The sequence below is a fragment of the Flavobacterium omnivorum genome (assembly GCF_900099915.1).
Lineage (GTDB): Bacteria > Bacteroidota > Bacteroidia > Flavobacteriales > Flavobacteriaceae > Flavobacterium > Flavobacterium omnivorum.
In genome coordinates this window covers 1-12,865 of the sequence record NZ_FNDB01000002.1, presented here as the reverse complement: position 1 = coordinate 12,865, position 12,865 = coordinate 1, and the positions used below count along the sequence as shown (strand labels likewise).

Here is a 12,865-nt window from a genome sequence, read left to right as displayed (position 1 = left end):
TTTCAAAGGGAAGTTCAGAATGCATAACGAAGTTCTGAAAAGATGATTTATTTAAGCAATTAATGACAATCATTATCTTTCAAAATGAACAACCAAAACCTTCCTTAAACAAGTCAGGATTTGGTTGTTTTAAAATTGGTTTATTGCTTGGAAAGAGCACATCCTTTTTATTAAAATTGGGGAGTAAATTCGGCTTTATAATTATCCAGTTATAATGGTTTTTAAATTATTGGCAGTGTGCACTTTCCTTGACTATTGAAAGTGATGATAAAATACCCTTTATATATGTCATCGAGATTTTAATGATTGAATTGATAGTCCCTAAGAATGATTGAAATACCAATATTAATATATCACATAGTATAAAAAGACGTAGAAGTAAGGAATTTGAGTTTTGAATATTTTGGAAATATTGAAAAGTCTAATAGACGTTAAAAGTATCAGGAAGATTGCAACGTTTCTGCAATCGGCAAGATGTCCTGTTGTTAAACAACAGATTCTTGCTGCTCTATACTCGGGACTCGTTAGCAGTGACACTGAAAGGATTAAAAGAGTTTGATAACACGCAAATGAAGTGCAACGAATTCAAGAATACCAATAAAAAACAATTTGAATTAATGAGTAAAATGAGAGATGATGGAAAGAGAAAATTCAAACAGAACACGCATTGTCGGGTTACGGTTTACACCCGAAGAGTATGCTAAAATTGAACGTAAATGGAAAGCAAGTACTTGCCGTAAGCTGAGTGACTACATTCGTAAACACCTATTTGACAAACCGATAAACACCACTTTTAGGAATCAGTCTTTAGATGATATGACCCTTGAAATGATGCTGCTGAATAAGCAATTAAATGCTATCGGAAACAACTTCAACCAAGCGGTAAAAAAGCTGCATACCCTTGACCAAATTTCTGAATTTAAAGTCTGGATTATCAGTTCTGAACAAGATAAAAAAATCCTTTTGAATAAGGTTGAAGAAATCAAGATATGCATCCAAAAAATCTCGGAAAAATGGTTGCAATCATAAAAACAGGACACTCTATTCACAAGGTTTTCTATTATAATGAAAACAAAGTAAAAGAGGACGTAGCAGAGTGTATCGGTGCCGGAAATTATCCAATTGATGTGGATAAAATGAGCGGTACTATAAAACTGAATCGTTTTTTGAAACAGTTGGAATTAAATGAAAATGTAAAGCGAAACAGTGTGCACATCTCATTGAATTTTCATCGTTCGGAAAATCATTCCAAAGAAAAATTAATGGCTATCGCGGATACTTATATGGAGAAAATAGGTTTTGGAGAACAACCTTATCTGATATACCAGCATCACGATTCCGGGCATCCGCATCTCCATTTGGTCTCCATAAATGTAGAGAGGGATGGCAAGCGGATCGACATGCAAAATATTGGTCGAAACCGATCTGAACTAGCGCGAAAAGAAATCGAAGAACTTTTCGGACTTGTTAAAGCGCAAGGACGCATAAATAATCAAGATTTTGAACTACATCCTATCATCTCAGGAAAGGTTCACTATGGGCGAAACGAATCCAAAAAAGCTATTGCAAATGTATTGGCCCAGGTGCTTTCATCGTATAAATATACCAGTCTTCCGGAGCTGAATGCAGTGTTACAACAATACAATGTTTTGGCAGACAGAGGCAATGAAAATTCAAGAATGTTTAAGACAAAAGGATTAATGTACCGGATACTAGATGAAAATGGCAAACTTATCGGTGTACCCATAAAGGCCAGTCTCTTTTACAACAAGCCAACCCTGAAATTTTTAGAAGGAAAATTTGCATCCAATACCATTGGCCAAATTTCCGATATGAGAAGGGTAAAAAACGCCATTGATATGGCATTTTTAAGAACGAAAATATCACTTACGGAAATGGTGCAACTACTGGAAAAAGATGGAATCAATACTGTTTTTAGAAAAAATGCAGAAGGATTACTTTATGGGATTACTTATGTAGACCATGCCACAAAATGTGTTTTTAACGGTAGTAAGCTGGGCAAACAATACAGCGCTAAAGCTATTCAGGAACGTTGTGAATCAATTAGCCTAGTGGGACAAAAAATGGGAAGTTCAGATAGTGAAAAATCACAAGGAATTATATCTCAGACGACTCATTCGAAAATCAATACAACTTCGTTTGGTGATGATTTTCAGAATACTAAATCAGTTGGATCCGATTCAGTAATGGGGCAATTATTGGATATGCTTACGCAATCCGAACAGGCTGCTAATTACGTTCCGTATCAACTCAAAGGCAAAAAGAAAAAAAGAAGAGGACAGTCTAATAATCAATAAAATTCGAAATTATGGCTATGCAGACAGGAGAAAACGAACAGGCATTGAGGAAGATACTCGACATGACCAGACTAATCAGTATCATTATTTTGGTGATCCATTTTTATTATTACTGCTATGCTGCCTTTCGGGAGTGGCATCTCGTTAGCGGGTTCAGTGATAAAATTATGGGCAATATTCACCATACAGGATTGTTCAGTAATTTTCATAAATCCAAACTCTTTGCATTGGGATTTTTGATGATTTCCCTAATAGGTACCAAGGGACGTAAAGATGAAAAACTGAATTATAAAACGGCCTTTGCTTATATTATTACTGGCATCCTAATTTACTTTACAAGCTATCTTTCATTATATCTGAAAATAGAAATAGTACAGGCAGCGATTGCTTATATGAGCATTACGGCAATTGGGTTTCTTCTGATGCTTTCTGGAGGAACATTATTATCAAGAATCATAAAAAATAGTCTCAACCACAAAGATATTTTTAATACCGAAAATGAAACTTTCCCCCAAGAAGAAAGACTTTTGGAGAATGAGTATTCTATTAACCTGCCAGCCAGATATCATTTAAAGAATAAGGTGCGAAACAGTTGGATAAACATCATTAATCCCTTTCGAGCTTTGATGGTTCTTGGCACTCCTGGCTCTGGAAAGTCTTACTTTGTAATTCGACATGTGATTACCCAGCACATACGCAAAGGTTTTACTATGTTTATTTATGATTTCAAGTTCGATGACCTTTCCAAAATCGCTTATAATACCTGGCTCAAATACAAACATCTTTATCCTAAGCCGCCACAATTTTATGTTATTAATTTTGATGACCTGACCCGAACGCACCGATGCAATCCATTGGAGCCTTCAGCAATGAGTGATATTACCGATGCTTCTGAATCTGCACGCACCATTCTGTTAGGATTAAATCGGGAATGGATCAAACGTCAGGGAGATTTTTTTGTGGAATCACCGATCAATTTCCTTTCTGCTATAATATGGTATTTGAGAAAATACAAAGACGGCGAATTTTGTACGCTTCCCCATGTTATAGAACTGATGCAAGCAGACTATGATAGCTTATTTACGTTACTTAGAACTGAAAAAGAGATTGAGGTACTCATCAATCCTTTTGTAAATGCCTACCTCAATAATGTAATGGATCAATTGGAAGGTCAAATCGCATCTGCAAAAATCGCAATGGCGAGGCTTTCCTCTCCGCAATTGTATTATGTTTTATCAGGTAATGATTTCACATTGGATATCAATAATCCAGAGGAACCAAAAATTGTTTGCATGGGAAATAATCCACAAAAAATACAAATTTACGGGGCCGTATTATCATTGTATGTAAGCCGATTAGTAAAGTTGGTCAACCAAAAAGACAAACAGAAAAGCAGCCTGATATTCGATGAATTTCCAACAATTTACCTCAACAATATGGATAGTTTGATTGCTACTGCCAGAAGCAATAAAGTAGCTACTTGTTTGGGTATTCAGGACTTTAGTCAGTTGCGAAAAGACTATGGACGTGAACAGGCCGACGTGATTATGAACATTACCGGAAATATCGTCAGCGGACAGGTCACAGGTGATACAGCCAAGCAATTATCAGAGCGTTTCGGAAAGATCATGCAGGATAGGGAAAGCCTGTCTATTAATAGCGGGGACACCTCGATCAGTCGTTCCAAACAGTTGGAATCCGCAGTGCCTCCTTCCAAAATTTCTGGACTTAGTTCTGGTGAATTTGTTGGAATAGTAGCCGATGATCCTGATTGTAAAATTGAACTCAAAACATTTCACTGCGAAATTGTAAATGACCATAAAGCATTGAAAAACGAACAGGATGATTATAAAGATATTCCTGTTATTCGGAAAGTCGATAACGCAATGGTGCAACGCAACTACTTGCAGATAAAACAGGATATCAAGGATATTATTTATTCTGAAAAAGAAAGACTATTAAATGATTTTGGACTGGCACATTTAGTCGTAAAAAAATAATCCCCATCGTTTTTAGAACTTCTTCTGGCCTGGGAATGTTTACCTGTTCATTTATATAATCAGTTAAAAAAAATTAAAATTATGGAAATAATGCAAAATCAGTTTTTAGACATTGTGAAATTTATAAAAGAGTCACGATTCAAAGCAATTAAAATTATCAATACCGAGCTAATTGAGCTTTATTGGAATATTGGTGAGTATATTAGCAAGAAGGTTGAAAGTTCTGAATGGGGACAATCCGTCGTTAAGGATTTGGCTGAATATATACAGAAGAACGAATCAGGTTTAAAAGGATTTTCAGATAAAAACCTTTGGAGGATGAAGCAATTTTATGAAACATACAGTGCTTTGGAAAAACCGGTCAAATTGACCACCCAATTCCAGTGCAAATTGACCACAAGTTTCGGAGCAAACTGACCACCACTTTTCAGTTCAAATTGACCACCTGAATTTGAGGTAAAATTGGACATTAAATACTTCTGACTTTTTCATGTTGTTAGAACCATACATTCGTTTAAAAAAAACACGGATTATGGCAAACAAAATAACAGACATGAGTAAAATTAGAAAAGCAATTAAATTCTACTGTAACGGGAAAAGTAAGTTATTCATAAGTAAGTACTTATCTCTTTCCAGGAACACGGTAAAGAAGTGTATTTCTTTATTTGAAGTGCTAGGATTAAGTTTTGAAGTAATTAACGAAAAAACAGATGCTGAACTGGAACTTTTGTTTTCACACACTACAGTGGAATCCATTAGTCCCAAATTGCAGAAACTTTATGATTTTTTTCCTAAAATGGAACGCGAACTAAAAAAAGTTGGAGTTACCGTACACCATATGTGGGAGCAATATATTGCCCTAAATCCTGATGGCTACAGGAGTTCACAATTTGGGCATCATTACAAAACATGGGGTAAACGAGTCAATCCAGTGATGCATATGAATCACAAAGCGGGAGATAAAATGTATGTGGATTATGCTGGAAAAACACTCTTCATCATTGATAAAGACACGGGAGAAATTAAAGAAGTACAATTTTTTGTAGCCATATTCGGAGCCAGTCAATATACCTATGCCGAAGCTTCCATGAGCCAGCAAAAAGAAGATTTTGTTAGTTCTGTAGAAAATGCAATGCGTTTTTTTGAAGGCACTCCTGCGGCAATTGTTCCCGATAATTTAAAATCTGCAGTGATAAAAAGTAGTCGTTTTGAACCCACAATCAATGAAGCTTTAGCTGATTTAGCAGAGCATTACCAAACTACAATCTTGCCTGCCAGGGCTTATAAACCTAGAGATAAATCATTAGTTGAAGGAGCTGTTAAGATATTATATCGAAGGATTTATGTAAACCTAAAAGAAACTAAATTCTTTTCTCTGGAAGAATTAAACCGGCAGATATGGGATTTATTAGATGCTCATAATAGTCGAAAACTCACAGGACGTCCTTATTCTCGTATAGAATTATTTTTAGAAGATGAGAAGCAAAAACTAAGTCCATTACCACAAGAACGTTTTGAAATCAAATACCAATCCTTTGCAACAGTAATGCAAAATGGGCATGTTCAATTAAGTCAGGACAAAAATTACTACAGCGTTCCGTATTAATATGTCAAGAAAAAAGCTAAACTATTGTATACCAAATCAACGGTAGAGATCTATCACAAATACAATCGAATAGCCATTCATCCAAGGAATTACAAACCTTATATCCATACCACAATCCCAGAACATATGGCTAGCACGCATCAATTTGTAGCCCAGTGGAGTGCTGCCCGCTTCATTGATTGGGCCAGTAGTATTGACGAGTCAGTAGCAGAATATATTATACAAATAATCGAAAGTAGAAACCATCCTGAACAGGCTTATAAAAGTTGTTTGGGAATATTAAACTTCGAAAAAAAGGTAGGGAAAGAGCGATTAATAAATGCCTGTAAGCGGGCACTTGATTTTAAAATTTACAATTTTAAGACTATCCAAAATATTTTAGAAAACAACTTAGATCAGATTGAATTTGAACAAGAACCTGAGCAGGAACTTCCAATTCACGCTAACATAAGAGGAAAACAGTATTATAATTAAATTAAAACACAGTAATCATGAATGAATCCACAGTAACAAAAATGAAACAAATGAAGTTTTACGGTATGCATAATGCCTTTAAAACAGCTATTGAAAGCGGTAAAACAGACCATTACTCGCTCGATCAGTTTGTATCGATGCTCATTGATGCCGAATGGGATGGAAGGCACAATCGGCGTATTGCGCGCAGTATCACCAACGCCCGATTCCATTACAAGTCAAATATAGAAAATATCAATTTTGACCAAACCCGCAATCTGGATCGAAACACCATACTGCGTCTGGCAGAATGTGAATTTGTTGAAAAAAACGAAAACATTTTAATCACAGGAAGTACCGGTGTAGGTAAAAGTTACTTAGGTACCGCATTGGGTTATCAGGCCTGTATCCAAGGTTTTAAAGTAAGTTATTTTAATACTTCGAAGCTTTTTGCTAAATTAAAAATGGCCAAAGCAGATGGTTCTTACCTGCGAGAATTGGCCAAAATAGAACGGCAAGATGTTATCATATTAGACGATTTTGGACTCCAAGCTTTGGATAGCAGTAACCGAATTACCCTTTTAGAGATCATTGAAGACAGGCATAATAACGGTTCTATTATTGTAACCTCACAAATCCCAGTGCAAGGCTGGTATGACATCATTGGAGAAAAAACCATAGCTGATGCCATTTTGGATAGACTGATTCATCAATCCCACCGACTCGAATTACATGGTGAATCCATGAGAAAAAAAAGAGGGATAAACAAAGGCTAATATTTAAGTATATTTGAATACTAATTAACAGATGAAAAAGAGTAGTTTTTAATGAAAAATGGGGTGGTAATTTTGCTCCGGAATTGGGTGGTCATTTTGAATTGGAATCAGGTGCTCACTTTAAATTGGAATTAGGTGGTCAATATCACTGGAATTTGCACATAATCATTGAACCTACTAAATGACATAATTATTTTATCACTCCAACTGTAATTTTTGGATTGCTTAAGTTCATTTCTATAGGATTCCATTTCCCTAGCTTGAAAAAAAAGACTATCAATCTGATTTCCATTATTCTTCAAGGCCTGTTTCAATTGCCTATATATTTCCCGCTTCCTTTTGAACCTATCTTCTTCAGACTGTTCTGCAACTTCTATTTTAAGTACATCATCTGCAAACCATTTGTTATTTGTTGGTTTGATTTTATCTAAAGTAACATTATCAAAGCGTAACCCTACAAAACTATTGAAAGCAAATTCATTGAATCTTGTACTTCCTAAATCACAATCCAATAAGTTTAAAGTGCTGTCATCATATCCTTTACATTTATCAAAACTAATATCGCTGTAATTTGTAAAATCATTAATCATAAAAAAGCGAAACGACATTCTTTTAAACAATAATTTTAAATTTTGATTGACCCCTGTTATTAAAGTACTGTCTATTTCCCATCCTTCAAATTTCAATACTCCTTTTAATTCAGGATTACTTTTTATTTCAAGTCTGTCCAATTTTTTACCTAAACCGTTAAAATCAAAACCCTGTGTGAAATTCGTTTCTGAGATGTATATTTCTTTAATATAAGTTTCTAATTTATTTCCTGTTAAATCTCTATTTTCTAATTCTCCTTTTTTATAAAAATGATCTCCAAATAAAGTAAGCTTCTTAATTCTGGAAGCACTTATTTCAAATTCCTCCTTAAAAATGTTTTGATTTGATGAAAAGCTGAATGGACACTCGATATTCCAAAATGCTATATCTTTATTAAATTCATTTGCCAAAAGACCAATATCACCTTTTAAAGATTCAATTCTAACTTGCTTGTTAAAAGTTGAGCGCTGTAAATTCAAAACAAATTCTGATTGAATAATATGTAAGTATGAAATTGTTGATTCATGAATGTTAATACCACCATTAACTACTATCGTCTCACTTACAGTAATCCTTCCAACATCGCATTTATTGGCAATTAAAACTCTTTTTGCCAAAGTGCAATTGTTTTCGATAACAATATATTCTGAGTCGCAATTCTCAAATGCAATACTATAATTGTAAGGGCTCTCAAGAAGTTTTGATCTTACATTTTGAAACACTATTCCTTTTTCAAACTTGCAGTTAATAAATAAAAACCCCGAGTTTATTTCGACATCTTTAACTATTACTTTTTCCTTAAATATTACATTTTTTAATTTCCGATGATTCCAATTTACAACTGATTGATCGAGAATGACCTCAAAATCAACAGTAATATCAATATCTATTGAATCGTTATTATTCAAATATTCATAAAAATCTTGTTTAGTTGCTACCGTCATATAGTTTTCTACTTAATCCTTTTTTGTTATAATTAGAATAATTCAAATCTTTTTGCATATTTTTATTTCATCTACAATAATATAATAAAACCGTTGACCTCTACATCATAAAAAATAAAAGGATGAACAATGCTCATCCTTTAAATAAATTATTTTAGATTATTTCATTCTCATGACATTGATAATATAAAATCATACATCATTAATTTTGAACAAAACCTATTTATTTTGATTTAATATAGAATCTATCTTCCTTCTATCCCATAAAAGCAAAGACATTTTCCCAATTTTAAACAACCTATCTTGATCAACATTATTATTTAAAGCCCATTCTATCCATTTCCTTATTGAAAATTCCCAGTATACCCATCCTGTTGCTCCTCCTATAAAAATACTAATCAGATTGTTTAAATTAAAAACATTGGATAAACTAAACCAAACTACCAATATTATTGCTACGGATGGTATATTAACCCATAAATAACCTTTAGTTATGAGTTCTCGAGTTGATACTTCCTTATTATTCATCATAAATTTAATTTTTAGTTTAGACTTAAGAAACCTATTAATCTTTAAATAATTCTAAGTCATCTTCAAGCCATATACAAGGAACACCATTATAATAATCTCTTATCCTGTCTTCAACGTGATTAGCCTCCCATACTGCTGCTCTTTCCAGACCTTTTACTTTTTCCTTCGTTGCTGGTGTACTTTCACCTGTGTTTGGATTGTAAAATTCAAATCTATCTGGATGTAATGCATCTTGGATAAATTGCATCGGTTGACTATTTAAATTTTGCCTAATATTCATTTTTCCGACTATCGGCCAATGCCCTTGTGTTATTACATCATTATAAACACCTATAATGAATAAAATTGGTTTGTCTTCTAATACTGAAAAATCCGTTAATCTCGTTTCACTTTTATAATCAAAAAAAACATACCCCCCTTTATCTAATATTTGGGCGTAAGTATAATATTGATTTTCAATATTGATTTCAAGTATTGAACCTTGTGTTATTTTTTGCTTTTTCATAATTATATTTTATTATTGCCCAAATTCCTTTTTTGCAGCATTCTCATATACTTTAGCATTTGGATTTTTAGGACTTACCCCATTTATAGCATTTCCTGAAGTACCCCCCTCTGATTTTGCACCACCGTTTTGCTTTATAAGTTGTTGTTCTCTTCCCCTAATTGCATCTTTATTAGTTGATGATTTATCAAGTTTGGCAGGACCAAATCCATCTTTGTTTTTATGATGTTTTGCATCTCTTGCTGCAACATTCTCCCTTGGAGTTTTATTCCCACTAGTTCTTCCAGAGTAGGTTTCTTTAGTTTCTTTATTAGTTTTAGTATAAGTTTGGTGAGTCTTTTCTCCTTTGGTTGTTTCAGTAGCCTTTTCAACCGCTTTAGCTTTAGCAGAATTTATTATCGTTTTTGCTCCACCAGCTAAAACTGCCCCTGATACTAGTGCCTTATTTGATTTCGAATCATTATAATTTCGAGAATCTGTCTTTGCATTACCTGATGGTGCGTTTGCAAATTCAGAATAAAGTAATGCAGCAACAACATAAACACATATTGGACATCTACCATCTGGGTCATCAAATCGAATAGGGTCATTATAACCGTAAGAATATGGATTTAAATTGTCGGTATTAAATATTCCTCCACCATTTCCTAAAGTAGTCTTCATGGCAAAATCTACTTCGTCATCATCATCTTTATCAATATCGTTCGGATCAAACTTAAAATCAAGATCATTCAATAATGGATCAATATTCACCCATCGACCAATAGCAGGATCATAATTTCTAAAGCCATAGTCGTACAACCCAAGCCTAGCTCGTCCTGACGCTCTTGACCTTGGAACTTATACTCATACTCAACTGTGCAATATTTTGCTCGCCCGAGCATCACTTTTTGTAAGAACGTATTGATTTCAAAAATAGCTTTTTTTCTTCTTTCAATTGAAAAAAAAAGAGAGCCTATTTTAAGGTAGTTTTAATCTCTTTTTAGTGCTTGTTTTTTATACTGTTTTCGGAGGATATTTTGCCTTGTTTTTATTTATTATGCACGCATGGTAAATTAGCATATTTGTTAATTGTATCCCGACTATCATTAGTCGGGATTTGCGTGTTTTTATAAATTGGCTTTTTTGATATTTTTTAGAGCCAAAAGTAGAGGGTAAGAGATAAAAAAAATAACTATTTCGACCCTTTTTTTGTACAAAGCCGCGTACCAAAACCGTATAATTATCAAGGGGGATTTTTGATGTGCCTACGGCGGTTAACGAATTAATAATTTGTAAGAATATTTTATTGTATCGGGTGGTGTTTTTCTATGGCATTTTGCAAGGCTTTTATTCCTGTCTGTTTGTATTTTTCGGTAGTGTCTAGGTGTTTGTGTCCTGCAAAGGTTTGAACCCGTCTTAAATCGTTTCCTTTACTGAGTAAATTGGTTATTACACTTTGGCGGATAGTTATTGAAGTTAGCCTTTTAGTGTATCGTTTTTGATAAGTGCTAATTAAATAACCAATGTCTTCTATTTGTATTGGCGTTCCTAGTTTGCCCAACAACAAAGCGTTTTTATCGTTTCTATGTGTTTTTAAGGCTTTTCTATCCGTATTGACGTATTTGTGTAGTAAAAGGATTTGTTCTGCTTTTAAAGGCAATATTCGATTATTAGTTGAACTAGTTGGTTTTATTTGGATAGTTGCCTTTTCTAAATCAATATCACTAAGCTCTAATTGTATAAGTTCTCCTGATGTTGGGGCTTGATGGATAAGCAAACTTATAATTATTCTATTTCGTAAAGTCAAAAAGGGATACCGCTCTTTTCGAGGTTCTAAAAGTTGTTGCAGTTCTTTGTCCGTAAATAAATCTTGATGTTGTATTGGGGTTTCTTTAGCATCCCTAAATTTGATACTTTGTGTAGGATTATCTTTTCTGACACCTGTTTCAATTAAATAATCGTAATATTTTTTTAATGCAAAAAGGATCGTTTTTAAGGTATTTGGAGTGGAAGTTTTTCCGTAAGTCTTCTATGTATTCCATTACCTTTTGATAATTGTAATGTTCCGTATTTCGGTTTAGAAGTTTAAATTTATTGATGTGGTAATAATAACTTTTTGCGGTGGATTCCTGTAAATGATTCCTAAGGTAGGTTTGTAAATTCATTTCATTTTTAAGTTATTTATTTGGGTGTAAATTTGAGTTGTGGAGAGTTGGGAGTGTCCTAAAAAATCCCGTACCATTTCAATGCTCATATCATTTTCGAGTAAATGCGTAGCAATACTATGGCGCAGATGATGCAGGCTTACATTTTTAATTCCAGTCTTTTTAAGCAGTTCTTTAAAGAAACTATACATTGTATTGCCTGACATTCTATTGTTTTGTTTGTTGGTCAAAAAGGATATTTCTTCAGTATTTATTTTGCTTTCTAAAAATATTTTAAAATCTGTTGTAATAACCTCATTTATGGGGATAACCCTTCTTTTTTTTCCTTTTCCATTTCTGATAAAAAGTAGTTTCTTTTCAATATTAATATCGTTTTTATTAAGGCTTACCGCTTCGCTTCTTCTAAGTCCACAACCGTAACACAAGTGCAAAATCATTTTTTGCTCTTGGATTTGACAATGATTATAAAGGGTTTGTATTTGTTCTTGGGTAAGAATATTTTTTACTTCATTTTTAGGGCTTTTTAGCTTTAAAGTAAAAGGATTTGTATTGATTTTATGGGTTCTTTCCAGATATCCAAAACACATTTTGATAGCTAATAACTGGCTGTGAACGTGGCTTTCACTTAGGGTTTTGCCCTTAGTTCTACTAGGTTTTTGCTGTAAATGTTTTTGATACGATTTAATATGTATATCATTTATTTTAGGAACTGTTTCTTGAGCAAAAACTAAAAAATGACATACATATTTGGGGTAATTGTTGATTACAGTCTTGCAGTATCCTAAGGTTTGTAATTCTTTTCTAAAGGCATAAATTTCATCTTCCATATACCTATGATGCTTTTATGGTTGTACTTTTTTGAAACTTGGAACACTAAGACAATTATCAATTGTAAATTATTAATTATCAATTGTTTTGCTTTTATTCTAGCGTCCCATTAGTGGTTCTTAGTGGTTCATACGGTTTGTTTCAACTGCTGTATTTGTAATAGGAG

General features: G+C 33.5%; 13 protein-coding genes. 7 read left to right on the top strand and 6 right to left on the bottom strand.

The genetic code is table 11. The features are described from left to right. Positions 1 to 636 precede the first annotated feature (636 nt). From BLS90_RS02130 to istB, 7 genes are all read left to right on the top strand, one after another. Positions 637 to 1,029, top strand: a complete 393-nt coding sequence (locus tag BLS90_RS02130) for a plasmid mobilization protein (protein WP_317039362.1) — start codon at positions 637 to 639, stop codon at positions 1,027 to 1,029. Beyond that, positions 1,014 to 2,318 carry a relaxase/mobilization nuclease domain-containing protein gene (locus BLS90_RS02125; RefSeq protein WP_091255382.1) on the top strand — a complete coding sequence of 435 codons (1,305 nt, stop codon included), beginning with the start codon at positions 1,014 to 1,016 and terminating at the stop codon, positions 2,316 to 2,318. Before BLS90_RS02130 ends, BLS90_RS02125 begins: the two co-directional genes overlap by 16 nt. 17 nt (positions 2,319 to 2,335) lie before the next feature. Further along, the gene (mobC, locus tag BLS90_RS02120; RefSeq protein WP_091255380.1) at positions 2,336 to 4,318 is read left to right on the top strand and encodes a conjugal transfer protein MobC; all 1,983 of its coding nucleotides are present in this window, start codon (positions 2,336 to 2,338) and stop codon (positions 4,316 to 4,318) included. 81 nt (positions 4,319 to 4,399) lie between these two features. Next, positions 4,400 to 4,735 (top strand): DUF1016 N-terminal domain-containing protein, encoded by a 336-nt coding sequence (locus tag BLS90_RS02115; protein ID WP_245705029.1) that lies wholly within the window; start codon positions 4,400 to 4,402, stop codon positions 4,733 to 4,735. Between the two features lie 115 nt (positions 4,736 to 4,850). Beyond that, positions 4,851 to 5,924, top strand: a complete 1,074-nt coding sequence (gene istA, locus BLS90_RS02110; protein WP_220083863.1) for an IS21 family transposase — start codon at positions 4,851 to 4,853, stop codon at positions 5,922 to 5,924. A 24-nt stretch (positions 5,925 to 5,948) separates the two neighbouring features. After that, the gene (locus BLS90_RS16965; RefSeq protein WP_220083862.1) at positions 5,949 to 6,398 is read left to right on the top strand and encodes a hypothetical protein; all 450 of its coding nucleotides are present in this window, start codon (positions 5,949 to 5,951) and stop codon (positions 6,396 to 6,398) included. A gap of 17 nt (positions 6,399 to 6,415) precedes the next feature. Continuing rightward, the gene (gene istB, locus BLS90_RS02105) at positions 6,416 to 7,153 is read left to right on the top strand and encodes an IS21-like element helper ATPase IstB (RefSeq protein ID WP_091254681.1); all 738 of its coding nucleotides are present in this window, start codon (positions 6,416 to 6,418) and stop codon (positions 7,151 to 7,153) included. Between the two features lie 131 nt (positions 7,154 to 7,284). Here istB and BLS90_RS02100 read toward each other — a convergent pair whose 3' ends face one another. From BLS90_RS02100 to BLS90_RS02075, 6 genes are all read right to left on the bottom strand, one after another. After that, the gene (locus BLS90_RS02100) at positions 7,285 to 8,688 is read right to left on the bottom strand and encodes a hypothetical protein (protein ID WP_091254678.1); all 1,404 of its coding nucleotides are present in this window, start codon (positions 8,686 to 8,688) and stop codon (positions 7,285 to 7,287) included. 219 nt (positions 8,689 to 8,907) lie between these two features. Next, on the bottom strand, positions 8,908 to 9,219 hold the full coding sequence (locus BLS90_RS02095) for a hypothetical protein (protein ID WP_139171375.1): 312 nt from the start codon (positions 9,217 to 9,219) through the stop codon (positions 8,908 to 8,910). A 34-nt stretch (positions 9,220 to 9,253) separates the two neighbouring features. After that, entirely contained in the window at positions 9,254 to 9,724 is a 471-nt protein-coding gene (locus tag BLS90_RS02090; protein WP_091254672.1) for an Imm26 family immunity protein, read from the bottom strand. Between the two features lie 12 nt (positions 9,725 to 9,736). Beyond that, entirely contained in the window at positions 9,737 to 10,525 is a 789-nt protein-coding gene (locus BLS90_RS02085; protein WP_139171374.1) for an RHS repeat-associated core domain-containing protein, read from the bottom strand. A 484-nt stretch (positions 10,526 to 11,009) separates the two neighbouring features. After that, entirely contained in the window at positions 11,010 to 11,588 is a 579-nt protein-coding gene (locus BLS90_RS02080) for a tyrosine-type recombinase/integrase (protein WP_262488562.1), read from the bottom strand. 279 nt (positions 11,589 to 11,867) lie between these two features. Then, positions 11,868 to 12,698 carry a tyrosine-type recombinase/integrase gene (locus tag BLS90_RS02075; protein WP_091254663.1) on the bottom strand — a complete coding sequence of 277 codons (831 nt, stop codon included), beginning with the start codon at positions 12,696 to 12,698 and terminating at the stop codon, positions 11,868 to 11,870. Between the last annotated feature and the right edge of the window lie 167 nt (positions 12,699 to 12,865).

Bases quoted from the DNA above. Each gene is read 5' to 3' on its own strand.
- BLS90_RS02095 (WP_139171375.1), bottom strand. From the start codon at position 9,219: ATGATGAATAATAAGGAAGTATCAACTCGAGAACTCATAACTAAAGGT.
- BLS90_RS02090 (WP_091254672.1), bottom strand. From the start codon at position 9,724: ATGAAAAAGCAAAAAATAACACAAGGTTCAATACTTGAAATCAATATT.
- BLS90_RS02130 (WP_317039362.1), top strand. From the start codon at position 637: ATGGAAAGAGAAAATTCAAACAGAACACGCATTGTCGGGTTACGGTTT.
- BLS90_RS02075 (WP_091254663.1), bottom strand. From the start codon at position 12,698: ATGGAAGATGAAATTTATGCCTTTAGAAAAGAATTACAAACCTTAGGA.
- BLS90_RS02100 (WP_091254678.1), bottom strand. From the start codon at position 8,688: ATGACGGTAGCAACTAAACAAGATTTTTATGAATATTTGAATAATAAC.
- BLS90_RS02115 (WP_245705029.1), top strand. From the start codon at position 4,400: ATGGAAATAATGCAAAATCAGTTTTTAGACATTGTGAAATTTATAAAA.
- istA (WP_220083863.1), top strand. From the start codon at position 4,851: ATGGCAAACAAAATAACAGACATGAGTAAAATTAGAAAAGCAATTAAA.
- BLS90_RS02125 (WP_091255382.1), top strand. From the start codon at position 1,014: ATGGTTGCAATCATAAAAACAGGACACTCTATTCACAAGGTTTTCTAT.
- istB (WP_091254681.1), top strand. From the start codon at position 6,416: ATGAATGAATCCACAGTAACAAAAATGAAACAAATGAAGTTTTACGGT.
- mobC (WP_091255380.1), top strand. From the start codon at position 2,336: ATGCAGACAGGAGAAAACGAACAGGCATTGAGGAAGATACTCGACATG.